Source organism: Erythrobacter sp. KY5 (assembly GCF_003264115.1).
Taxonomy (GTDB): domain Bacteria; phylum Pseudomonadota; class Alphaproteobacteria; order Sphingomonadales; family Sphingomonadaceae; genus Erythrobacter.
Window position 1 is genome coordinate 2,510,411 of sequence record NZ_CP021912.1, and the last position, 21,551, is coordinate 2,531,961.

Here is a 21,551-nt window from a genome sequence, read left to right on the forward strand (position 1 = left end):
GCGGGACTATGGCGAAAACATCGATCATGCGCCGCCTCGCGAAGTGGCATATCTGGCTCGGCTGGCTGGTGGGCGTTCCTATCGTGATGTGGACCGCGACGGGCCTCTTCATGGTGGCAAAACCGATTGAGGAAGTGCGCGGCAACCATCTGCGCCTATCGACAGAGGAAGCTGCCCTGCCGCCGGGCAACCCCGTTCCGATTGACTTCCAGCTTACCGGTGCGCCGCCTGTCCGTTCGTTCGAAACGCAGATGGAGTCGGGCCGGGCGATCACCCGCGTTACGTATATGGATGGCCGGATCGAACGCTTCGACGCGGTAAGCGGCGATCGGATCGCCCCGCTTGACGAGGCCGAGGCGCGCGTGGTCGTGGCATCACAGATCGTTGGCGGGGACGATGTCGTCAGCGCGAACCTCTTCGAAGCTGATGAGGTTCCCTTCGACTTTCGCCGCCCCCTGCCCGTCTGGCAAATCGCGCTCGAAGACGGGACGCATGTCTATGTCGGGCGTGACACAGGCCGGATCGAGGCGGTGCGCACGCGTTGGTGGCGTTGGTTCGATTTCATGTGGGGACTGCACATCATGGACCTATCCGAACGTGAGGACACCAGCCACCCGATCCTGATCGGCTTTGCAGCGCTGTCGCTGATCGGCGCAATCTTCGGCTGCATCCTCATGTTCCGCCGCCGCAAGGCACGCGTCAGGACCGCATCAGCTTGAGGAAGGTGGCATGAACGAGACCGTCCTAACCCCGATCCTCGACCTGCTCGACATTGCAGGCATCGCGGTCTTTGCGCTGTCGGGCGCTTTGGTGGCCGCGCGCGAGCGGCAGACATTCGTCACGATGGCGTTCTTCGCGCTGGTCACCGGCGTCGGCGGGGGAACCGTGCGCGATCTCCTGATCGAGGCGCCGGTCTTCTGGATTACCGATCCGTGGGTGGCGGTGGTGTGCCTTGGCACAGCCTTGTTCGCGTGGTTCACCCCGATGCGCATGTGGGAAGGCAAACTGCTCGACTATGCCGATGCGCTGGGCCTTGCCGCTTATGCCGTCCTGGGCGCTGCCAAGGCGATGGCTTACGGCATCCCGCCCGTGCCTGCCGCGCTGATGGGGATCATTACGGGCTGTGTCGGCGGGATCATCCGCGACGTGGTAGCCGGGCGTCCGTCGATCATCATGCAGCCGGAGCTTTACGTCACCGCAGCCGCGCTCAGCGCGACGCTGACCGTGGGGGGAGCGATTGCGGCGGCTCTGATCGGTCTGCCGACCCAATGGGCATGGGCATTTGCGTTTCTGGCAGGCTTCATCCTGCGCGCGGCCGCCATTCATTTCGAATGGGGGCTGCCAAGCTATGGCCGCTCGGCACCAAAAGAAGCAAGGGCGGACAAAAGGCCCGCCCCATCATCGCAAGATCAATCCTCCGGATAACCCTCTTCACCGGGAAGCGGGCCACCGGGATAGGCCGGCTGCGGCTCATTCGCGCTCGCCGCGTTCAGAGGCTGGCGGTTGGTTTCCACCTCGTCAGCATAAGCGAGGGTCGCCGTGGCATTTGGGGTCAGATCACCGGTCTGCGCCCGCGCTTCGCGATAGCGATCATCGGACCACTGGCCTTCGGCAGGCTGAACCGTCTCACCGCTCTCAAAGTTGACGCCGCGAAAATCGGAGTAGTCCACGCCAGAGACGCGGCCATTGTTGTCGATGCGGCAGTTGAACGGCGCGCCGTTGAAGAGCGTACCGCTGACCACCCAGCCACTGGGAGTGCGGCTTGCATTGTCGACCGAGTCCACGCGAACGTCGCGTTCGATTTCGTCGAGGCAGATGGAAACCGCATTATCGAGGCCCGAACCTGTCGACGCACGCGGGTTTGATCGGCGATCGTCATAGCGCCGGTCGTCGCGGTCGCGCACGCGATCACGCTCGACGATCACGACATCGCGATCACGGCGACGGTTGTTGCTGGCAGCGCTTGCAATGGCAGCAATCCCGCCGAGTACCAGCACGCCTGCAAGCACATCGCCCCCGCGAATGCCGCGCCTGCCACGCCAGCCTCCGCGCCATCCGCGGCCCCAGCCACGGCGCCAGCGGTGATATTCAAGCTGCTCCGCGCCCGGCGCGTACCAGTCGCCGCTCACCGCGCCCTCTTCGGAAAAGACGAGGCCGAACGCGCTTCCGCCTGCCTCGCTCGAAGCCAGCGGCATTTCGGCAGCGTGAGCGGGCGATGCCGCCATGGATACGGCCGCGACCATGCCGGTCAGCGCGCCGATGCGAAATGCCTTAGTGTTTTGAGCCATGGAAGCTCCCTCCTGTTTGTTGTCACCAATGGTGAGAGGCGAGCGGCCACCAATCGCTCATAGATAACCCATAGTTAGGCGGCCCAGGCTTGCGCAAGCCTGAACCGCCCTTGGTGGACACTGCCCCGTCCGAGCAGCGTTGGTTTATGAGTTAGCGAAGGCCGCGAATGCCGTCGAAATCGATCTGCGGACGTCCGCGACCTTCGAGATAGCAGGTGAAGCGTCCGCGATCGAAGTTGCGACCATTCCAGCCGCGATTGCCCTCGACTTCCATCCGGCCACGGATACGCCAGCCATAGCGGGTGCGATCAACGTCGCGGATCTGGGTCACATCGGCAAAGCGGTAACCTCCGAAACGGCGGGCCTGGCGTTCTGCGGTGCGCACGCAACGCTCAATCGCGCGCTGGCCGCCGCCACGCCCGCGATAACCGTCGTGCCAGCCGCCATGCCTGCGATCGCGCCAACGGCGGTCGCGGTCGCGGTCGCCATCAAAGGCACCGGCCAGCGCAGCAATACCGCCGATCACGACGGCTCCGGCAATTACGTCTCCGGCGCTGATCCCGCGATCGCGGTGGCGATCACTGGCGGCGGCCGGAGTTGCGGACGCAAGGGCCATCGCGCCAGCCGCGACAGTCCCGAGCGCGCCCTTGGTGATGGTCTTGGTAAGATCGATCATGGGGTCTCATCCTCGGGTTTCCAGCGACGGAGGAATTTCCGTTCACTGTGATCCCGGAGTAGATGAACGTAACTGAGGCGATTCTGAGCGAGGCTTGCAGGAAGCGTTCAGATAAATGTCGTCTAACCTGAATGGACGTCTTAATCCTCCAAGGCCGCCAGCACGTCGCGCGTGAAGCCGGCAATGTCGAAACGCGTGCCCACCATGTCCTCGCCCCGCCGCACGATCACGACATCGCGACTGGGGACGACGACGACATACTGCCCGCGATTGCCAAACGCTGCGAAGGTATCGCTTGGAACGCCATCGGTGGCGTTCATCAACCACCAACCCGCGCCATAGCCGAATGCGCTGCCTTCGGGCTGGGGTCCGGATGGGCTTGAAACATAGTCGGTCCAGCCTTCGGGAAGGATGCGTTCACCCTCCCACATACCATCCTGAAGGTAGAGTTGGCCCAATCGCCCGAGATCGCGTGCGGTCGTCCAGGCCTGGCTGGAGAGCACATATTGCCCGCGCCAATCGATCTCGGCGACTGTGTGATTCATGCCGAGCTTGGCGAAAAGCTGAGCGGGCGGATGGTCCTGCAAGCTGGCGGAGACGGCCTGAACCGCGACCAGCGTGTCATTATTGGCATAGCGATAAACGGTGCCCGGCTTTGCGATAAGCGGCCATTGAAGCGCTCGCTCGCGCACCCCGGCGCCGCCCCAATAGATCGGATCGGTCCGGTTGCCCGGCGTGTCCGAGTATCGCCCCGTCGACATTCGCAGCGCATGGTCGAGAGTTATCGCGCGGCGCGGATCGCCTCTGCTGTAACCCAGCCCCGCAGACGCGTTCACGTCCGCATCGCCGCGCTGAACCGCCGCACCGACCAGCGTCGCGGCGAGGCTTTTTGCGACCGACCACGTGCGCTGCGGAGTCATCGGGTCGAAACCCTCGACGTAGCGTTCGCCGATGACCTCGCCGCCGCTTCGGACCAGCACTGCGGTCGTTCGCGAGCCTTCTCCGAAGCTGCCGTCGAAGGCCTTGTCGAAGGAGCTTGCCAGCGCGCCAGATGCTTCGACCACGGGCGGATCGGTACGTCTGCGGCTGGCAACGGGATTTGCGGGTCGCCCGTACATTTCGAACGCGCCGCCAATCGGGTTGATCGCGCAGCCCTTGTCATTGTCGAGATGCACGGCGTAGCGCGGCTCCTGCTCGTCATCCCAGCTGACCTGCACACGCTCAATCGTACCGTTGGCGTGCCGCAGGATCTCGTATGGCAGTTCGCGCACGATATCGTCGAGGGGCGCCTGAATGCCTGTCAGCTCCCACCTGTGCAAACTTTCAGGCGACCGGGTGGTTCCGTTCGCCTCCGCATGAGAAATCGCGCTGCACAGGAACAGCGCCTTGTATCCAGCGGCCAGTGCGCGGTCGTAGAGCGCGTCGAGCCGTTCCTGCGGGCTTTGAGCGATGCTTGGCGAGGAAAGGGCGACGGTCGCGGCGGCGGCAAGGGCGAGTTTTCTCATACCCACGGAGCCTAGCCGTGCGCGCCCAAAAGAAAAGGGCCAGCGGATCGCTCCGCCCGCCCCTCTGTTGTCTCTTGTGATAGGACCTACGCGTCGGCGTATTCGTCCTGCTCGTTCATGGCTGGACCGGAGTCCTGACCGCGTGCGTCTTCGTCGCGGTCGACGAATTCGATGATCGCCATCGCGGCTGAGTCGCTGGCGCGGTAGCCGGCCTTGATGATGCGGGTGTAGCCGCCATCACGGTCGGAATAACGCTCGGCCAGGGTGTCGAACAGCTTCTTGAGCTGCGTTTCGTCCTGCAGGCGGCTCATTGCGAGACGACGGTTCGAAAGACCGCCACGCTTTGCCAGAGTGACCAGCTTTTCGACGTAGGGACGCAGTTCCTTCGCCTTGGGCAGCGTGGTGACGATCTGTTCGTGCTTGATCAGGGCCGCAGCCATGTTGCGGAACAGAGCCGTACGGTGGCCCGACTTGCGCGAAAGCTTACGCTGTGAAATTCCGTGACGCATTTGTACTTCCTTCGTTTGCTGACCCTTCCGGGGGGGAAACCGGTTCCCACTTTCCCTGAAGGGATCAGCGGTTTGAAAAGGGCCCGTGTGAGGTAGCCCAGTGCTGGCGGCGCTTAAGGTGCGCCGCCGGAACCTGGTTAGCCGAGCAGCTCTTGTTCGAGCTTCTTGGCCATTTCTTCGATGTTCTCAGGCGGCCATCCGGGGATGTCCATGCCAAGGCGCAGGCCCATGCTGGAGAGAACTTCCTTGATCTCGTTCAAGGACTTGCGGCCGAAATTCGGCGTGCGCAGCATCTCGGCTTCGGTCTTCTGAACCAGATCGCCGATATAGATGATGTTGTCGTTCTTGAGGCAGTTGGCCGAACGCACCGAAAGCTCCAGTTCGTCGACCTTCTTGAGAAGGTAACGGTTGAGCTGGTTGGCGTCGTCTTCCTGCGGCGTTGCAGCCTGACCGATCATGGCCGACTGCGGCTGCGGGATACCGTCTTCGAAATGGACGAACAGCGTCAGTTGGTCCTGAAGGATGCGCGCAGCGTAAGCCACGGCGTCTTCCGGGGTGACGGTGCCATCGGTCTCGACAGTCAGCGAAAGCTTGTCATAGTCAAGCTCCTGACCAACACGGGCGTTCTCGACCTTGTAGCTCACCTGACGGACAGGCGAATAAAGCGAGTCGACCGGGATCAGGCCGATCGGCGCGTCGGCCGGGCGGTTCTGAACGGCGGGCGAGTAGCCCTTGCCCACGTCAGCGGTCAGCTCCATGTTGAGCGTCGCGCCTTCATCGAGGTGGCACAGGACGAGGTCCTTGTTCATGACTTCGATATCGCCGGTGACAGCGATGTCGCCTGCGGTGACTTCGGCAGGACCGGTCATCGAAAGCTGCAGGCGCTTGGGCCCCTCGCCTTCCATCTTGAGCGCGATCTGCTTCACGTTGAGAACGATGTCGGTCACGTCTTCGCGAACGCCGGCAAGCGACGAGAATTCGTGAAGGACGTTTTCAATCTTGATCGAGGTGATCGCTGCGCCCTGAAGCGAGCTAAGCAGCACCCGGCGCAGCGCATTGCCGAGGGTCAAGCCAAAACCGCGTTCGAGCGGTTCTGCCACGAAGGTGGTCTTGCGCTGTTTGTCGCCGCCTTCCTTGATTTCGAGAGCGTTGGGTTTCTTTAGTTCCTGCCAGTTCTTCATGTTGACGGACATGGATTTCCCCTAATTCGCTTACGTAAGCGGGTTTTGGAATTGTGAGGCGGGCCTGAAACGCTCGTCAGCGGACCAGACCCGGATGGTCGGCGGCGATCCGAAAAAGGACCGCCGCCGACCAAATTCGGATCAAACGCGGCGGCGCTTGGAAGGACGCACACCGTTGTGCGGGATCGGCGTCACGTCACGGATCGAAGTGATGTTGAAGCCCACTGCGGCGAGACCGCGAAGCGCGCTTTCACGGCCCGAACCCGGACCCTTCACTTCAACTTCGAGAGTGCGAACACCGTGTTCGGCAGCCTTCTTGCCCGCATCGTCTGCAGCAACCTGTGCTGCATACGGGGTCGACTTGCGGCTGCCCTTGAAACCCATCATGCCGGCGCTGGACCAGCTGATCGCATTGCCCTGCGCATCGGTGATGGTGATCATGGTGTTGTTGAAGCTGGCGTTGATGTGCGCAACGCCGCTCGTGATGTTCTTTCTGTCGCGGCGCCTTACTTTGCCGGGTTCGCGTGCCATTGTTCGGTTATCCTTGTGTCTCGGGAGAAGGAAAAAGCGTGCTGGAAGCCATTACGACTTGGCCAGGCAGCTTACTTCTTCTTGCCGGCGATCGGCTTGGCCTTGCCCTTGCGGGTGCGGGCGTTGGTGTGCGTACGCTGACCGCGAACGGGCAGCTGGTTACGATGGCGCAGGCCGCGATACGAACGCAGGTCCATCAGGCGCTTGATGTTCATCGCGGTGTTGCGACGAAGGTCACCTTCGACTGTATGGTCTTCGTCGATCGTTTCGCGAATGCGCAGCACTTCCTCATCGGTGAGGTCCTGCACACGGGCGCTGTGCGCAATGCCAAGCTTGTCTGCGATCTGAACAGCCGTCGTGCGGCCAATTCCGTGAATGTAGGTCAGCGCAATGATTACGCGCTTGTTTGTGGGGATGTTTACCCCGGCAATACGAGCCACTTAATTCTCCATGCTCCACAGGGGTTTGCGAACCTTGGGCCGCTGCCCCTATCTCAACGCTCAATTCACCCGGAGGCTTCGAACCCTGCTCAAACAGCAAAAGTCCGGTTGGTGCACCAAAGCCATGGTGCCCGCCGGACTGGACTCGAACCTGTCGAATGAACGGCGCGCTTACGGTGATTCGAGGGATACGTCAACCGGGCAAACGCGCAGGCGTCAATCGAGCGGCCCATATGGGTCGCTGTGACGTCGTTTCAAGTGGATGCTACACTCTCCGGTGCGCATGGTCAAAAGCTGCAAAGCACGGCGTCCCCACTATCCTCAGCAGTTCCAGTAATCGATACCCGTATTGCAGATGCGCTGCGATGAGTAATTCGATGTCGAGACATATGTCACACAATGATTGACCGTGTTGGTGCACCGCTTCGCGCGGTCGGACCGGATCTGCTCTCGCCGCTGTTTTTGACGTTCTGACAGGTTGGCAAAGTGACGGCGGGTCTGCTCGCCATTCTCTTTCTGCCACGCAACGGTGGTGGGATGCCCCCGCGCAAGCGCCTTGTCGATCCACGCGATCCCTTCTTCCGAGACATCGCCGTCATTGCGCTTCAGAAGCAGGAAGCCGAGGATCGACATCGCATGGGTGTCACCAGCGCCGGCAGCGGTGCGCAGCAATTCGTAAGCTCTTTCGCGGTCGCGGCGCACCCCGTCGCCTTTCTCGATCAGCAGGGCCGCGAGCGGAAGAGCTGCGAGGTGCCCCTGCTCCGCCGCTTTCCGATACCACTTGATGGCTTCGGCGGGATTGCGCTGCGTGCCGTATCCCAGCTCGAAATTCCGTCCGGCCGACACCATGGCCCAGTTCAGACCGGTTTGTGCCGCGAGCAGCGTGTAACGATGGCTTTCAGCGGGGTCTTCGGCGACCCCCGCTCCGGCACGGTAAAGCTCGGCAATTTCGAGGTTGGCCCAGGGATTGCCCAGCGTGGATGCGAAGGAGAGGTTGTCAAACCCGGCTTGCGGCTCCCCGTTCTGAAGCCGGTAAAGCGCGATCTCGAGGACGGCATCGCTGTCGCCTGCCTCGCCAGCGGTCCAGAACATCTCGTCAGCACCGGTCAGGTTATGACCCTTGGCAAACAGGTGAGCATCGGGCGTCACTTTCGGACAGGACTGACCGCGTCGCAGAGCGTCGACATATTCGTAGAAGAAATCGCCGGTATCGCCAGGCATCGCGTCCATGTCGTTGCCGAAGCGGTTGTACAGCGCATCAACCGCCAGGTGGCAATTCATCCGTTTGTGAGCCATGTTTACGGGCGGCAATCCACGATATCGCGCGACCAGATTCGCTGGCACCGGACGACAGTTCTGGACGCCGGAAAGCGTCGTATCGCGCGCCCACTCGACCTCGTCTTTCTCGTAAATGGAGAGCAAATCCACGCCCGCTTCGGCTTGCTCATTCACAAATTCGAGAGCTTGCGCACAGGTTACAGGAGAACCATTGTCCGGCGTCTGCCCGCCAGCGACAAATAAGGGCAGTGCCGCAGCACATGCCGCGAGAGCCGAAAAGCCAATCGATCGAACGCGCATCATAGTTTCCCCCCCAAGGGTTAAACTAAACACGCGCTCAAATCAGGATTGGACGTTTACGACATATCCGGCGCATTCGGGGTAGCACTCAGATCGTCGAACGCCTCATCGACTGCGCTGGGGCCTTCGGGCTCGTCCCCTTCGATGACGACTTCGGGATCGATCGTGGTTGGAGCGTCCCCATCGGTATCGGGTTCGGGTGATGGTTCAGGCAATGCGCCCGCTTGCGTAGGCGCGCTCACCGTGCCGAGCATATCGGCGAGCCGGGTCAGCTGGAGCGTCATCACACCGTCAACCGCAGGCGCGATCACGTCGAGCGGATAGCGCATCTTGCCGCCGACATTGTATTCCCACACGATCCGCGTGCCCTCATCGACCTCGCTGATCGCGATGGTCAGGATGCCGGTCACCGGTTCGCTCTGCAGCGGGCCGAGTGCGCCCACCATGCGAAGCGCGACTTCCGGGTAGGCCTGGATCACGCGCATATGTTCAACGCTGCCTTCAAGCGTGATGCGTTCGGCGTCTTCGACCTCGGGGATCTTCTCGCAGAAGCAGCCGCCCGCCTGCGGCCTCAGCGTGAGGTTTGCGGCATCGGCGGACCAGGTGTGCTCACCCGACCACCAGCGCGCCGGGCTGATGAGGGCGAGCCACGTCGCCTTGGGATCGGCTTCGACCACCGCCTGATTGCGGGTCACGAAGTGATCTTCCTTGGCCTCGACCACCTCGGCGACAGCCGGAGCAGCAAGCCCGGCTGCAAGCGCCAGCCCGCCTACGGTTTTCAGAACAGTGCGCACGAAAAATCCTCCCTCAAGGGATGCAAGGTTTAAAGCGAGCTTTGGCTTGTGGGAAGTGCGAAGCGCGGATCAGGCAAGGATTGCGTCGATAGCGCTTGCCACTTCAGCGATATCCGCCATGCCGTCGACGCGCGAGACGATGCCGCGCTCTTCATAGCCCGGAAGGATCGGCGCGGTCTTGGCGCGGTATTCCTCCATGCGGGTGCGCACGGTTTCCTCGTTATCGTCAGGGCGGCGCTTGAACTCGGTTGAGTGGCACACGTCGCACACACCCTCTTTCGCAGGCGGGTTCGCGGTGTCGTGATAGAGCGCGCCGCAATTTGCGCAGGAGAAGCGGCCCGTGATGCGTTCGACCAAAGCGTCGACGTTCACTTCAAGCTCGATCACGCGGTCGAGGCTGCGGCCATTCTTCTCAAGGATGCGGTCGAGGTCGCCCGCTTGCGCAGCGGTGCGCGGATAGCCGTCGAAGATCGCGCCCTGATCAGCGGGCATGGCGGCAAGGTTCTCGTCGATCAGGTTCGAGACGATCTCGTCCGAAACCAGCTCGCCGCGATCCATGACCGCCTTCGCCTGAAGCCCGACCGGCGTGCCCGCCTTCACCGCCGCGCGCAGCATGTCGCCGGTGGACAGCTGTTTCATGCCGTGGCGCTCTACAAGGCCGGCGCTCTGCGTGCCCTTGCCCGCGCCCGGAGGGCCAAGAAGAATGATGTTCACGAGCGCAAATCCCCTTTTATCGCGCCGGGCACTACGCCCGAACGCATTTGTGTCGCGTGATCACGCCACCATGCGTCAGCGCATGCGGCCTTTCAACTTAGCTTTTTTGATTAGGTCGCCGTACTGGTGAGCCAGAAGGTGCGACTGGACCTGACTGATCGTATCGACCGTCACGTTCACCACGATCAGCAGACTGGTGCCGCCGAGGAACAGCGGGATGCCGGTCTGGGCGATCATGTATTCCGGGATAACGCAGACAAGCGTCAGGTAGATCGCGCCGACCACGGTGATGCGGGTGAGCACATACTCAAGATAGTCGGCAGTCCGCTTGCCCGGACGGATGCCCGGAATGAAGCCGCCATTGCGCTTGAGGTTGTCCGCCGTCTCTTCCGGGTCGAACACGACCGCGGTGTAGAAGAAACAGAAGAAGATGATGCCGAGCGCATAGAGCGCCATGTAGATTGGCTGACCATGCGCGAGATACTGGTTGAGCCACACGATGGTCGAACCAAAGCCGCTGGTGGTATCGACCGAATTGCCCGCGAACGAACTGATCGTGAGTGGCAGCAGCAGCAGCGAGCTGGCGAAGATCGGCGGAATAACGCCGGCGGTGTTGAGCTTGAGCGGAAGGTGCGAACGATCCGCCTGCATCATGCCGCGCTGTGTCGCGCGCTTGGGATACTGGATCAGCAGGCGGCGCTGTGCGCGCTCGACGAAGCTGATGAGAAGGATGAGCACCACGACCATGAGCAGGAAGCCGATGATGATCGTCGGAGCGATCGAGCCGGTGCGGCCGCCTTCGAACATGTTCATCGCGAAGGTCGGGAACTGGGCGACAATACCAGCCATGATAATGAGCGAGACGCCGTTACCGATCCCGCGGCTGGTGATCTGCTCACCCAGCCACAGCAGGAACATGGTGCCGCCGACAAGGCTGATCACGGCGCCGATGCGGAAACCGTAACCGGGATTGATCACCGCCTCGATGCCCTGCGCACTGGCATAGCTTTCAAGGCCGGTTGCAAGGAAATAGCCCTGGATCGCGCACAGGAAGACCGTGCCGTAGCGAGTGTACTGGTTAAGCTTCTGACGCCCGGACGCGCCCTCTTTCTTGAGAGCGGCGAGCGTCGGGTGGAGCGCCGATGCCATCTGAACCACGATAGACGCGGTGATGTACGGCATCACGCCCAGCGCGACGAGGCTCATATTCGCAAGCGCACCGCCGGTGAACATGTTGAACATGTCAAGGATGGTGCCCTGGTTCTGCTGAGCCAGCAGGTCGAGCGCGAGCGGGTTGATACCCGGCAGCGGCACGAAGCTGAGGAAGCGGAAAACGATCAGCGCGCCGATCGTGAACCAGATGCGCTGGCGCAATTCTGTTGCCTGGGCAAAGTTGCCAAGGTTCAGGTTGCTGGCGATATTGTCGGCGCGTGAAGCCATGTTTCTATGTCGATCCTAACAATTTCCGGCCCCGGCGATCCCTGCCCTGTTCCGGTCATGCGGGCCTAAATAGGAACGGGCACGCGACTTGTCGAACCCTGCCGCCAGTTTTTGGGCCACTTTTCGTCAGCCCGGAACATCCTGGCGATGCTCCGGGCCGATGAATGTTACCGATTATTCGGCGTCGGCGCCTTCAGCCTTGGGAGCTTTGGCAGTCACTTCGACGCTGCCGCCAGCCTTTTCGACTGCTGCCACTGCGCCCTTGGTCGCGCCGGTGACGACGAACTTGACCTTGGCCTTAAGCTCGCCCTTGCCGAGCAGGCGCACACCATCCTTGCCACCGCGCGCAAGGCCAGCCTCGCGCAGAGCTTCTTCGGTGATGTCCTTCTTGCCGTCGAGCTTCTTCGTGTCGATGAACTTCTGGACCATGCCGATGTTCACTTCGGCGTAATCCTTGCCGAATGGGTTGTTGAAGCCGCGCTTGGGAAGACGCATGTGAAGCGGCATCTGGCCGCCTTCAAAGCCCTTGATCGCTACGCCCGAACGGCTCTTCTGGCCCTTCTGACCGCGTGCGGCAGTCTTGCCCTTGCCCGAGCCGATACCACGGCCCACACGCATGCGACCCTTGCGGGCGCCTTCATTGTCACGGATGTCGTTGAGTTTCATGAGTGCACTCGCTTTCGCTTTTGTTCGCGCTTAAAGGATGAGGCCCCGCACCATGCGAGGCCACATGAGGTTGGTTTAGTCCACGATCTCTACAAGATGCGGAATCTTGGCGACCGCGCCGCGAACTTCAGGGGTATCCTGACGCTCCACGACCTTGTGCATCTTGTTGAGCCCAAGACCGATAAGGATCTTGCGCTGGCTTTCGGGACGACGGATCGGCGATCCGATCTGCTTGATCTTGATGGTAGCCATCAGAGGTTACTCCACAATAGCCGCAGCATCGGCTTCCGCCTCGGCTGCGCTGGCACCGCCACGACCCAGGAGGTCGGCAACCTTCTTCCCGCGACGCTGGGCAACCGACTTCGGCGAAGTCTGTTCCTGCAGCGCGTCGAAGGTGGCGCGGATCATGTTGTAGGGGTTCGAAGTGCCGACCGACTTGGTGACAACGTCAGCAACGCCGAGGCTTTCGAACACGGCACGCATCGGACCACCGGCGATGATGCCGGTACCCGGAGGCGCGGTGCGAACGGTGACCTTGCCTGCACCGAAACGGCCATTGCCGTCGTGGTGAAGCGTGCGGCCTTCCTTGAGCGGGACGCGGATCATCTTCTTGCGAGCAGCGGCGGTTGCCTTGGTGATGGCCTCAGGCACCTCGCGTGCCTTGCCGTGACCAAAGCCAACGCGGCCCTGACCGTCACCGACAACGACGAGAGCTGCAAAGCCGAAGCGCTTACCACCCTTGACCGTCTTGGAGACGCGGTTGATGTGCACCAGCTTCTCGATGATACCATCATCTTCTTCTTCGCGCTTGCCACGACGGTTGTCGCGGCCACCACGACCACGACCGCCGCCATCGCGACCACCACGGCCACGACCGCGACCCTGGCGTTCGTCACCCTTGGGCTGTTCGGTCGGCTGAGCGCTGGGCTCTTGTGCCGGGCTCTGGTTGTCGGCAGCTTCCGAAGGCGTTTCTGCAACAGCAGGAACTTCAGCGCTGGCCTTTGCAGCTGCTGCTTCGGAAGTTTCCGTCACTTCAGGAGTTTCGTTGTTGTTTTCGGTGTTATTGTTCTCTGGCATCATCAGAACTCCAGCCCGCCTTCGCGAGCGGCATCGGCCAGCGCCTTGACGCGGCCATGGAACAGGAACCCGCCGCGATCGAACACGACAGTGGTCACGCCGGCCTTCTTGGCAGCAGCTGCGATGTCCTTGCCGACCTGAACGGCGGCATCGACATTCGCACCCGACGCCTTGGCACCAAGCGTCGATGCGGCGGCAACGGTCTTGCCTTGTGCATCGTCGATGATCTGGGCGTAGATGTGCCGGCCGGTGCGGTGCACCGAAAGACGCGGCTTGCCACCAGCACGCGACCGCAGAGCGGTGCGCACACGGCGACGGCGACGTTCAAAGAGGGAAAGTTTTGCCATCTTACTTCTTCTTTCCTTCCTTGCGGAAGATATACTCGCCGCGATACTTGATACCCTTGCCCTTGTACGGCTCAGGCTTGCGATATTCGCGGATCTCGGCGGCAAACTGGCCAACGGCCTGCTTGTCGATACCGCTGATTTCAACGGTGGTCTGGTCCGGGGTCTTCACTTCAAGACCTTCGGGCACGTCGAGCATCACGTCGTGGCTGAAACCAAGCTCGAGCTTAAGCTTCTTGCCCTGCGCGTTTGCACGATAACCAACACCCGAAATTTCGAGCGTCTTGGAGAAACCGTCGGTCACACCTTCAACCAGGTTGGCAACCAGCGTGCGCTGCATGCCCCAAAAGGAGCGCGCCTGCTTGGTGTCATTGGCCGGGTTTACCTGGATCTCGTCACCCTCGACCTTGTAGTCGATGAGGTCGGAAAGACCCATGGTCAGCGTGCCCTTCGGGCCCTTTACCGTCAGCGTGTCGCCTTCGATGTTGGCCGTCACACCGCCCGGGATCGGGACTGCCTTTTTACCAATGCGGCTCATCAGAACACCTCCGCGAGCACTTCGCCGCCGACATTGTTCTCACGCGCTTCAGCGTCCGAAAGGACACCGCGCGGGGTCGAGACGATGGTGATGCCAAGGCCGTTGCGAACGTTCGGAAGTCCCTTCGAACCCGAATAGACGCGGCGGCCCGGCTTGGAGACGCGAGCGACGTGCTTGATCGCCGGCTCGCCTTCGAAATACTTCAGTTCGATACGCAGCGCAGCGTGCTTGCCCGAGCTGTCTTCGCTGTAGCCACGGATGTAGCCTTCGCGCTGAAGCACTTCGAGAACGTTTGCACGCAGCTTGGAAGCGGGCGAAAGGACGCTGTCCTTCTTCGCCTGCTGGCCGTTGCGGATGCGGGTGAGCATATCACCCAGAGGATCGGTCATAGCCATCTATCAGTTCCTCACCAGCTCGACTTGGTCAGACCCGGGATCATGCCCCGGTTGCCGAGTTGACGCAGTTCGATGCGGTTGATGCCGAACTTGCGGTAATAGCCGCGCGGGCGGCCGGTGGTGGCGCAGCGGTTGCGCACGCGGGTCGGATTCGCATTGCGCGGAATCTCGGCCATCTTCAGGCGCGCAATCAGACGCTCGCTTTCATCAAGCGATTCATCGTCAGCGATAGCCTTCAGCTTTTCGTACTTCGCTGCGTACTTCTTAACGAGCTGCTTGCGGCGCTCGTTCTTGTTGATCGAACTCAGTTTCGCCATTGGACTTAAGCTCTCTTTCCTAGTGTCTTGTCCAAGGCACGCCCTCAGGCGGCCTTCTTCTCTTCGCCTGCTTCGCCCTGGAAGGGGAAGCCGAACAGACGCAGAAGCTCGCGGGCTTCTTCATCGGTCTTGGCGGTGGTGGTGATGATGATGTCCATGCCCCGGACCTTCTCGATCTTGTCGTACGAGATCTCCGGGAAAATGATCTGTTCCTTGATGCCCATGGCGTAGTTGCCACGGCCATCGAACGACTTCGGATTGAGGCCGCGGAAGTCACGGATGCGGGGCATCGCGATGGTCACCAGGCGGTCGAGGAATTCGTACATGCGGTCACGGCGCAGGTTGACCTTGCAGCCGATCGGCATGCCGTCGCGCAGCTTGAACTGTGCGATCGACTTCTTCGCCTTGGTGATGACCGGCTTCTGACCAGCGATCAGGGCCATTTCCTCAGCCGCGGTCGCGACCTTCTTCTTGTCCTGGCTCGCCTCGCCCACGCCCATGTTGAGCGTGATCTTCTCGATCTTGGGAACTTCAAGGCGGTTCTTGTAACCGAACTTTTCGGTCATCGCCTTGACGATCTCTTCGTCGAACTTGGCCTTGAGGCGCGGAGTGTAGCTGGAATCAACCATCGATGGTCTCCCCACTCTTCACGGCAACGCGCACCTTCTTGCCGTCCTTTTCTTCGAAACGGACGCGGGTGGGCTTGCCATCCTTGGGATCAGCCAGCGCGACCTTGGCAATGTGCATCGGAGCCGGAGTACGGTCGATGCCACCTTGCGGGTTCAGCTGGCTCGGCTTGCGGTGACGGGTCGCGATGTTGATACCCTCGACGATGATCTTGCCTTCTTTCGGCAGGACCTGCTGGACTTTGCCGGTACGGCCCTTGTCCTTGCCCGAGAGTACGACGACTTCGTCACCCTTCTTGATCTTTGCAGCACCCATCTTAGAGCACCTCCGGAGCGAGCGAGATAATCTTCATGAAGCCGCGGCCGCGAAGTTCACGAACCACCGGCCCGAAAATACGGGTGCCGATCGGCTCGTTCGACTTGTTGACCAGGACAGCGGAGTTGCTGTCGAAGCGGATAACGCTGCCATCGGGGCGGCGCACATCCTTGCGGGTGCGCACGATGACGGCGCGGTGAACGTCGCCCTTCTTCACCTTTGCGCGCGGCTGGGCTTCCTTGACGGAAACCACGATCACGTCGCCAACGGAGGCAAAACGACGCTTCGACCCGCCCAGCACCTTAATGCACTGGACGCGTTTCGCGCCGCTATTATCCGCGACGTCGAGATTGGATTGCATCTGGATCATTGATCCGGTTCCTTCTCTTGGCTTGCCAAGTCACCCGACAGTAACCGGGGCCTGGCAGTTCCTTGCTACGTCTTACTCTGCGCCGGTCGGGGTCGCTTCAGCGACGTCCAGATCGGCTTCGATTGCCTGCACTCCGCCGGCCACAACGCGGTCCTTGACGGCCCAGGTCTTGGTCTTGGAGATCGGCTTCGTCTCTTCGATACGAACGACGTCACCCAGGGTGTACTCGTTCTTCTCGTCGTGAGCGTGATACTTCTTCGAGCGGCGGATGATCTTCCCGTAAAGCGGGTGCTTCACCTTGCGCTCGACCAGTACGGTCACGGTTTTGTCGGTCTTGTCGGAGGTGACAGTCCCGACGAGGATACGTTTCGGCATTGTCTACTCCTTACGCCTTAGCCGCAGCTGCGGCCCGCTCGTTCTGCAGCGTCTTGATCTGAGCGATCGTGCGACGCACTTCGCGGATGCGCGAAGGCTTCTCGAGCTGGTTGGTCGCAGCCTGGAACCGCAGGTTGAACTGCTCGCGCTTGAGCTCGGTCAGCTCGGCGGTCAGTTGATCGTCGGTCTTGGTGCGAAGGTCTTCGGTGTTAGCCATTATTCGCCTCCCAGGTGCGAGGTGTCGCCAAAGCGGGCAACGACCTTGGTCTTGATCGGAAGCTTCATCGCGGCGCGTTCGAAAGCGAGCGCGGCGACGGGGCCGGGAACGCCATCGAGTTCGAACAGGATGCGGCCCGGCTTCACGCGAGCTGCCCAGTATTCGACCGAGCCCTTGCCCTTACCCTGACGAACTTCAGCCGGCTTCTTCGAAACAGGCACGTCGGGGAAGACGCGGATCCACAGGCGACCCTGACGCTTCATGGCGCGGGTGATCGCACGGCGAGCCGCTTCGATCTGGCGCGCGGTGATACGCTCAGGCTCAAGAGCCTTGAGGCCGTAGGAGCCGAAGTTCAGTGACGTGCCGCCTTTGGCCTCGCCCTTGATCTTGCCCTTGAAGGCCTTGCGATACTTGGTTTTCTTCGGTTGCAGCATGGTTCTTTCCTATATCTGCAATCAGCGGGCCGGACGCACGCCGGAAGTCTGAGCTTCCATCATGAGACGGTCCTGCGCGGTCGGATCGTGGGCCATAATCTCGCCCTTGAAGATCCAGACCTTGATTCCGATGATCCCGTAAGCGGTAAGCGCTTCGGTTTCGGCGTAGTCGATGTTCGCACGCAGGGTGTGAAGCGGCACGCGGCCTTCGCGGTACCATTCGACGCGGGCGATTTCAGCGCCGCCGAGACGGCCACCACACACGATCTTGATACCTTCAGCGCCAAGACGCAGGGCCGACTGAACCGCACGCTTCATCGCGCGACGGAAAGCGACACGGCGAACCAGCTGGTCAGCCACGCCCTGAGCGACGAGCTTGGCGTCGATTTCCGGCTTGCGGATCTCGACGATGTTCAGCTTCACTTCGCTCGAAGTCATGGTCGACAGCTTGGTGCGCAGCTTTTCGATGTCTGCGCCCTTCTTGCCGATGATGACGCCCGGACGCGCAGCATAGATCGAAACGCGGCACAGCTTGGCCGGACGCTCGATCACAACCTTCGAGATCGCTGCCTGGGGCAGGTTCTCGAGGATGTACTTGCGCATCTTGATGTCTTCCGCGAGCAGGCCGGCATAGTCACGCCCTTCGGCGTACCAGCGGCTGTCCCACGTGCGGTTGATCTGGAGACGCAGACCGATTGGGTTACTCTTCTGACCCATGGTTTAGGCCTCCTCTACTTCGCGAACGACGATGCGCAGCTTGCTGAAAGGCTTCAGAATGCGAGTCGACTTGCCGCGGCCACGGGTGTGGAAACGCTTCATCGTGATCGACTTGCCAACCGAAGCCTCGGCAACGACGAGAGCATCGACGTCGAGATCGTGGTTGTTTTCCGCATTGGCGATCGCGGATGCGAGCACCTTGCTGGCGTCTTTCGCCATCGCCTTCTTGGAGAAGGAGAGGATGTTCATGGCCTCTTCGGCCTTCTTGCCACGGATCAGCTCGGCAACGAGGTTGAGCTTCTGCGCCGAACCACGGATCGTGGTGCCGACGGCAAGCGCCTCATTCTCTGCAACGCGGCGGGGGGACTTTGCCTTGCCCATTATCGCTTACCCTTCTTGTCAGCCGCGTGACCCGGGAAGTTGCGCGTCGGAGCGAACTCGCCAAGCTTGTGGCCAACCATTTCTTCCGAAACGGAAACCGGGATGAACTTCTGACCGTTGTAGACGTTGAACGTGAGCCCAACGAACTGTGGCAGGATGGTGGAGCGACGCGACCAGGTCTTGATCGGCTTGTTGCTGCTCGCTTCCTGTGCGTCCTCGGCCTTCTTGAGAAGGCTGAGTTCCACGAACGGACCTTTCCAGACGGAACGTGCCATGTCTGCTTACCTCTTCTTCTTCGCGTGCCGCGAACGGATGATCATCTTGTCCGTCTGCTTGTTCTTGCGGGTACGGGCGCCCTTGGTCGGCTTGCCCCACGGAGTAACCGGGTGACGGCCACCGCTGGTGCGGCCTTCACCACCACCGTGCGGGTGATCGACCGGGTTCTTGGCGACACCGCGAGTGAGCGGGCGACGGCCCTTCCAACGGGTACGACCGGCCTTGCCGAAGTTCTGGTTCTGGTTGTCGGGGTTCGAAACCGCGCCAACCGTTCCCATGCAATCGGAACGCAGGTAACGCTGCTCGCCCGAGTTCAGGCGAACGATGACCATGCCGCGGTCACGACCGACGAGCTGGACATAGGCGCCTGCGCTGCGAGCGATCTGACCGCCCTTGCCCGGCTTCATCTCGACGTTGTGACAGATCGTTCCGACCGGCATCTGACCCAGAAGCATGGCGTTGCCAGGCTTCGTGTCGGTCTTTTCGCCAGCGACAACCGTGTCACCCACGGCGAGACGCTGCGGAGCGATGATGTAGGCCAGTTCGCCGTCTTCGTACTTCAGAAGCGCGATGAAAGCGGTGCGGTTGGGGTCGTATTCGATCCGCTCGACGGTCGCGGGGACATCCCACTTGCGACGCTTGAAGTCGATGAAACGATACTTCTGCTTGTGACCGCCCGCGATACCGCGCGAAGTCACGTGACCCTTGTTGTTACGGCCACCGGTCTTGCGCTTGCCTTCGGTGAGCGACTTGACCGGACCACCTTTGTGGAGGCCCGACTTGTCGATCAGGATAAGGCCGCGACGTGCGGGGCTTGTCGGTTTGTAGTTCTTGAGTGCCATGATCCGCCTCAGATACCGCTGGTGATGTCGATCATCTCGCCATCAGCGAGACGTACAACAGCCTTTTTGAAATCCGAGCGCTTGTAGGGCTTGCCCTTCCAGCGCTTGGTCTTGCCTTTGGTCAGGATGGTGTTCACCGATACGACTTTCTTGTCGTAGATGGCTTCCACCGCTTCCTTGATCTGCGGCTTGGTCGCGTCATTCGCCACCTTGAACACCACCGCATTCGATTCCGACGCCATGGTCGACTTCTCGGTGATGTGAGGTGCGAGGATCACGTCATAGTGCCGCGCGTCGATGCTGTCCTTCTTAGCCATTGAAGCGCGCCTCCAGCTTTTCGACCGCGTCCTTGGTGAGGATCAGCGTGTCGTGGTTGAGGATGTCGTAGACGTTGGCGCCCGCGGCAGGCATCACGTTGACGCCCTTGAGGTTGCCTGCAGCCTGCTTGAAGCCGTCATTCACAGCGTCACCGTCGATCACGAGGACCTTGCCGGCAAAACCGTGCTTGTCGAAGTGACCCTTGAGAGCCTGGGTCTTCGCATCCTTCAGCTCAAGGCTGTCGAGAACGACGAGGCCGTCTTTCGCCTTGGTCGAAAGAGCCATCTTGAGACCGAGAGCACGGATCTTCTTGTTCAGCGACGGGTTGAAGTCACGCTTGCGAGCACCGTGAGCCTTACCACCGCCGATAAAGATCGGAGCGCCGCGATCGCCGTGGCGAGCGCCGCCCGAACCCTTCTGACGGCCGAACTTTGCGCCGGTGCGCGCCACGTCCGAACGCTCACGCGTGGGACGAGCGGTTCCGCGGCGGTTCTCGAGCTGCCAGGTCACGACCCGGTGCAGGATGTCAGCGCGAGGCTCAACACCGAACACGTCATCCGACAGTTCGATATCGCCCGACGCCTTCCCGTCGATTTTCTGGACCTTCACCTTCATGGCTTAGTCTTCCTTCTTCTCTTCCGCAGCCGGAACTTCGGTTGCGGGAGCGTTGTCTTCGGCAGCGGCTTCTTCAGCCTGGCTTGCCACATCGGTGGCGTCCTGCTCGGGAGCTACGGCTTCGTCCTGCGGCTTGGCAGTCTCTACGACTGCGCCGGGGAACGGCAGGTCTTCAGGCATCGGAAGCTTGATCGCGTCGCGAACCAACAGCCAGCCATTCTTCGAACCCGGGACCGAACCCTTGATGAAGAGGAGACCGCGGGTCGCGTCGGTGCGAACCACTTCGAGGTTCATTTGGGTACGCTGGCGATCACCCATGTGACCGGCCATCTTCTTGCCCTTGAACACGCGGCCCGGATCCTGACGGTTACCCGTCGAACCGTGCGAACGGTGCGAGATCGAAACACCGTGGGTGGCGCGAAGACCGCCGAAGCCCCAGCGCTTCATAGCGCCGGCAAAGCCCTTACCCTGGGTGTGACCCGTGATGTCGACCTTCTGGCCGGCAACGAAATGATCGGCGCTGATCAGCGAACCGACGGGCACGAGGCCGTCTTCGCTCTCAACGCGGAATTCGGCAACGCGCTGCTTGAGGCCAACGCCTGCCTTGCCGAAATGCTCACGCTGCGGCTTCGCAACGTTCTTCTGTTTCGCTTCGCCTGCACCCAGCTGGACGGCGAAGTAGCCGTCATTGTCTGCGGTGCGGTGCGAGACGACCTGGCAATCTTCCAGTGCGAGCACGGTTACGGGCACGTGCCGTCCGTCCTCCTGGAAGAGGCGGGTCATCCCAACCTTCTTTGCGATCACGCCTGTGCGCATCGTCTATACTCCTTACAGAGGCACCCAAGGGACCATCCCAAAGGTGCGTGCGGAATGCCTCGTTTCCTTGGCATTCCAGTTGCCCAATTTGTTTATGCTGCGAGCCCCGTCCGGGCTTATGCCTCCCCTCGCCTTTATGGCGCCGGTTTGGCGAGACGGAGGACGCAGCCCGAGCAATGATGTTTCCGAAGAAACGCCCGGCGGTATCCAGATGTCTTGCGGGTCGTTTCCGACCTGCGGGGCCATCGGAGGCCC

At 61.3% G+C, this 21,551-nt stretch carries 33 protein-coding genes; 2 read left to right on the top strand and 31 right to left on the bottom strand.

From position 1 onward, the window contains the following. Positions 1-8 precede the first annotated feature (8 nt). Both CD351_RS11905 and CD351_RS11910 read left to right on the top strand, forming a co-directional pair. Positions 9-719 carry a PepSY domain-containing protein gene (locus tag CD351_RS11905; RefSeq protein WP_111992840.1) on the top strand — a complete coding sequence of 237 codons (711 nt, stop codon included), beginning with the start codon at positions 9-11 and terminating at the stop codon, positions 717-719. Between the two features lie 10 nt (positions 720-729). Further along, a complete protein-coding gene (locus CD351_RS11910) occupies positions 730-1,425 on the top strand; it encodes a trimeric intracellular cation channel family protein (protein WP_111992841.1) in 696 nt (231 codons plus the stop codon). Here the strand turns inward: CD351_RS11910 and CD351_RS15880 are convergent. The 31 genes from CD351_RS15880 to rplC all read right to left on the bottom strand — a co-directional run bounded on the left by CD351_RS15880 (position 1,410) and on the right by rplC (position 21,296). Beyond that, a complete protein-coding gene (locus CD351_RS15880; protein ID WP_199797874.1) occupies positions 1,410-2,288 on the bottom strand; it encodes a hypothetical protein in 879 nt (292 codons plus the stop codon). The two genes, CD351_RS11910 and CD351_RS15880, sit on opposite strands and share 16 nt — an antisense overlap. 151 nt (positions 2,289-2,439) lie before the next feature. Beyond that, entirely contained in the window at positions 2,440-2,964 is a 525-nt protein-coding gene (locus CD351_RS11920; protein WP_111992842.1) for a hypothetical protein, read from the bottom strand. Positions 2,965-3,104: 140 nt separating this feature from the next. Then, entirely contained in the window at positions 3,105-4,469 is a 1,365-nt protein-coding gene (locus CD351_RS11925; protein ID WP_111992843.1) for a serine hydrolase, read from the bottom strand. Positions 4,470-4,555: 86 nt separating this feature from the next. Then, positions 4,556-4,978, bottom strand: coding sequence for a 50S ribosomal protein L17 (gene rplQ, locus CD351_RS11930; RefSeq protein WP_111992844.1), 423 nt, complete (start codon positions 4,976-4,978; stop codon positions 4,556-4,558). A 137-nt stretch (positions 4,979-5,115) separates the two neighbouring features. Next, the gene (locus CD351_RS11935) at positions 5,116-6,171 is read right to left on the bottom strand and encodes a DNA-directed RNA polymerase subunit alpha (protein ID WP_111992845.1); all 1,056 of its coding nucleotides are present in this window, start codon (positions 6,169-6,171) and stop codon (positions 5,116-5,118) included. A 129-nt stretch (positions 6,172-6,300) separates the two neighbouring features. After that, positions 6,301-6,690 carry a 30S ribosomal protein S11 gene (gene rpsK, locus CD351_RS11940; protein WP_007164597.1) on the bottom strand — a complete coding sequence of 130 codons (390 nt, stop codon included), beginning with the start codon at positions 6,688-6,690 and terminating at the stop codon, positions 6,301-6,303. Between the two features lie 71 nt (positions 6,691-6,761). After that, a complete protein-coding gene (gene rpsM / locus CD351_RS11945; protein WP_111992846.1) occupies positions 6,762-7,130 on the bottom strand; it encodes a 30S ribosomal protein S13 in 369 nt (122 codons plus the stop codon). Between the two features lie 321 nt (positions 7,131-7,451). Further along, complete coding sequence (locus CD351_RS11950; protein WP_111992847.1) at positions 7,452-8,711, bottom strand: tetratricopeptide repeat protein; 1,260 nt, start codon at positions 8,709-8,711, stop codon at positions 7,452-7,454. Positions 8,712-8,764: 53 nt separating this feature from the next. After that, the gene (locus CD351_RS11955) at positions 8,765-9,502 is read right to left on the bottom strand and encodes an SRPBCC family protein (protein ID WP_111992848.1); all 738 of its coding nucleotides are present in this window, start codon (positions 9,500-9,502) and stop codon (positions 8,765-8,767) included. A 69-nt stretch (positions 9,503-9,571) separates the two neighbouring features. After that, complete coding sequence (locus CD351_RS11960; protein WP_111992849.1) at positions 9,572-10,216, bottom strand: adenylate kinase; 645 nt, start codon at positions 10,214-10,216, stop codon at positions 9,572-9,574. 75 nt (positions 10,217-10,291) lie between these two features. Further along, on the bottom strand, positions 10,292-11,656 hold the full coding sequence (gene secY, locus CD351_RS11965; RefSeq protein WP_111992850.1) for a preprotein translocase subunit SecY: 1,365 nt from the start codon (positions 11,654-11,656) through the stop codon (positions 10,292-10,294). Positions 11,657-11,830: 174 nt separating this feature from the next. Then, positions 11,831-12,322 carry a 50S ribosomal protein L15 gene (gene rplO, locus CD351_RS11970; RefSeq protein ID WP_111992851.1) on the bottom strand — a complete coding sequence of 164 codons (492 nt, stop codon included), beginning with the start codon at positions 12,320-12,322 and terminating at the stop codon, positions 11,831-11,833. Positions 12,323-12,397: 75 nt separating this feature from the next. Next, positions 12,398-12,574, bottom strand: a complete 177-nt coding sequence (gene rpmD, locus CD351_RS11975) for a 50S ribosomal protein L30 (protein WP_007164605.1) — start codon at positions 12,572-12,574, stop codon at positions 12,398-12,400. A gap of 6 nt (positions 12,575-12,580) precedes the next feature. Then, a complete protein-coding gene (gene rpsE, locus CD351_RS15965; RefSeq protein ID WP_234027125.1) occupies positions 12,581-13,402 on the bottom strand; it encodes a 30S ribosomal protein S5 in 822 nt (273 codons plus the stop codon). Continuing rightward, positions 13,402-13,746, bottom strand: coding sequence for a 50S ribosomal protein L18 (rplR, locus tag CD351_RS11985; RefSeq protein ID WP_111992852.1), 345 nt, complete (start codon positions 13,744-13,746; stop codon positions 13,402-13,404). The genes rpsE and rplR overlap by 1 nt, the downstream gene beginning before the upstream one ends. A 1-nt stretch (position 13,747) precedes the next feature. After that, entirely contained in the window at positions 13,748-14,281 is a 534-nt protein-coding gene (rplF, locus tag CD351_RS11990) for a 50S ribosomal protein L6 (RefSeq protein WP_111992853.1), read from the bottom strand. Next, positions 14,281-14,676: a 30S ribosomal protein S8 gene (gene rpsH / locus CD351_RS11995; RefSeq protein ID WP_111992854.1), complete on the bottom strand. Its 396-nt coding sequence runs from the start codon at positions 14,674-14,676 to the stop codon at positions 14,281-14,283. The genes rplF and rpsH overlap by 1 nt, the downstream gene beginning before the upstream one ends. Positions 14,677-14,687: 11 nt before the next feature. Next, positions 14,688-14,993: a 30S ribosomal protein S14 gene (gene rpsN / locus CD351_RS12000; protein WP_111992855.1), complete on the bottom strand. Its 306-nt coding sequence runs from the start codon at positions 14,991-14,993 to the stop codon at positions 14,688-14,690. A 44-nt stretch (positions 14,994-15,037) separates the two neighbouring features. Further along, positions 15,038-15,622, bottom strand: a complete 585-nt coding sequence (rplE, locus tag CD351_RS12005) for a 50S ribosomal protein L5 (RefSeq protein ID WP_111992856.1) — start codon at positions 15,620-15,622, stop codon at positions 15,038-15,040. Then, positions 15,615-15,935 carry a 50S ribosomal protein L24 gene (gene rplX / locus CD351_RS12010; protein WP_111992857.1) on the bottom strand — a complete coding sequence of 107 codons (321 nt, stop codon included), beginning with the start codon at positions 15,933-15,935 and terminating at the stop codon, positions 15,615-15,617. Before rplX ends, rplE begins: the two co-directional genes overlap by 8 nt. 1 nt (position 15,936) lies before the next feature. Continuing rightward, positions 15,937-16,305 carry a 50S ribosomal protein L14 gene (gene rplN / locus CD351_RS12015; protein WP_007164614.1) on the bottom strand — a complete coding sequence of 123 codons (369 nt, stop codon included), beginning with the start codon at positions 16,303-16,305 and terminating at the stop codon, positions 15,937-15,939. Between the two features lie 72 nt (positions 16,306-16,377). Then, the gene (gene rpsQ / locus CD351_RS12020; protein ID WP_007164615.1) at positions 16,378-16,680 is read right to left on the bottom strand and encodes a 30S ribosomal protein S17; all 303 of its coding nucleotides are present in this window, start codon (positions 16,678-16,680) and stop codon (positions 16,378-16,380) included. Between the two features lie 10 nt (positions 16,681-16,690). Further along, complete coding sequence (rpmC, locus tag CD351_RS12025) at positions 16,691-16,897, bottom strand: 50S ribosomal protein L29 (protein WP_111992858.1); 207 nt, start codon at positions 16,895-16,897, stop codon at positions 16,691-16,693. Further along, positions 16,897-17,331 carry a 50S ribosomal protein L16 gene (gene rplP / locus CD351_RS12030; RefSeq protein ID WP_111992859.1) on the bottom strand — a complete coding sequence of 145 codons (435 nt, stop codon included), beginning with the start codon at positions 17,329-17,331 and terminating at the stop codon, positions 16,897-16,899. Before rplP ends, rpmC begins: the two co-directional genes overlap by 1 nt. Before the next feature lie 21 nt (positions 17,332-17,352). Further along, positions 17,353-18,048, bottom strand: coding sequence for a 30S ribosomal protein S3 (gene rpsC / locus CD351_RS12035; protein ID WP_111992860.1), 696 nt, complete (start codon positions 18,046-18,048; stop codon positions 17,353-17,355). Between the two features lie 3 nt (positions 18,049-18,051). After that, complete coding sequence (gene rplV, locus CD351_RS12040; protein WP_007164619.1) at positions 18,052-18,429, bottom strand: 50S ribosomal protein L22; 378 nt, start codon at positions 18,427-18,429, stop codon at positions 18,052-18,054. Beyond that, positions 18,429-18,704, bottom strand: coding sequence for a 30S ribosomal protein S19 (gene rpsS, locus CD351_RS12045; protein WP_007164620.1), 276 nt, complete (start codon positions 18,702-18,704; stop codon positions 18,429-18,431). Before rpsS ends, rplV begins: the two co-directional genes overlap by 1 nt. 6 nt (positions 18,705-18,710) lie before the next feature. Further along, complete coding sequence (gene rplB, locus CD351_RS12050) at positions 18,711-19,547, bottom strand: 50S ribosomal protein L2 (RefSeq protein ID WP_111992861.1); 837 nt, start codon at positions 19,545-19,547, stop codon at positions 18,711-18,713. 8 nt (positions 19,548-19,555) lie between these two features. Then, on the bottom strand, positions 19,556-19,864 hold the full coding sequence (locus CD351_RS12055) for a 50S ribosomal protein L23 (RefSeq protein WP_111992862.1): 309 nt from the start codon (positions 19,862-19,864) through the stop codon (positions 19,556-19,558). Beyond that, positions 19,857-20,480, bottom strand: a complete 624-nt coding sequence (rplD, locus tag CD351_RS12060; RefSeq protein WP_111992863.1) for a 50S ribosomal protein L4 — start codon at positions 20,478-20,480, stop codon at positions 19,857-19,859. The genes CD351_RS12055 and rplD overlap by 8 nt, the downstream gene beginning before the upstream one ends. 3 nt (positions 20,481-20,483) lie before the next feature. Next, positions 20,484-21,296: a 50S ribosomal protein L3 gene (gene rplC, locus CD351_RS12065; protein ID WP_111992864.1), complete on the bottom strand. Its 813-nt coding sequence runs from the start codon at positions 21,294-21,296 to the stop codon at positions 20,484-20,486. Positions 21,297-21,551 lie beyond the last annotated feature (255 nt).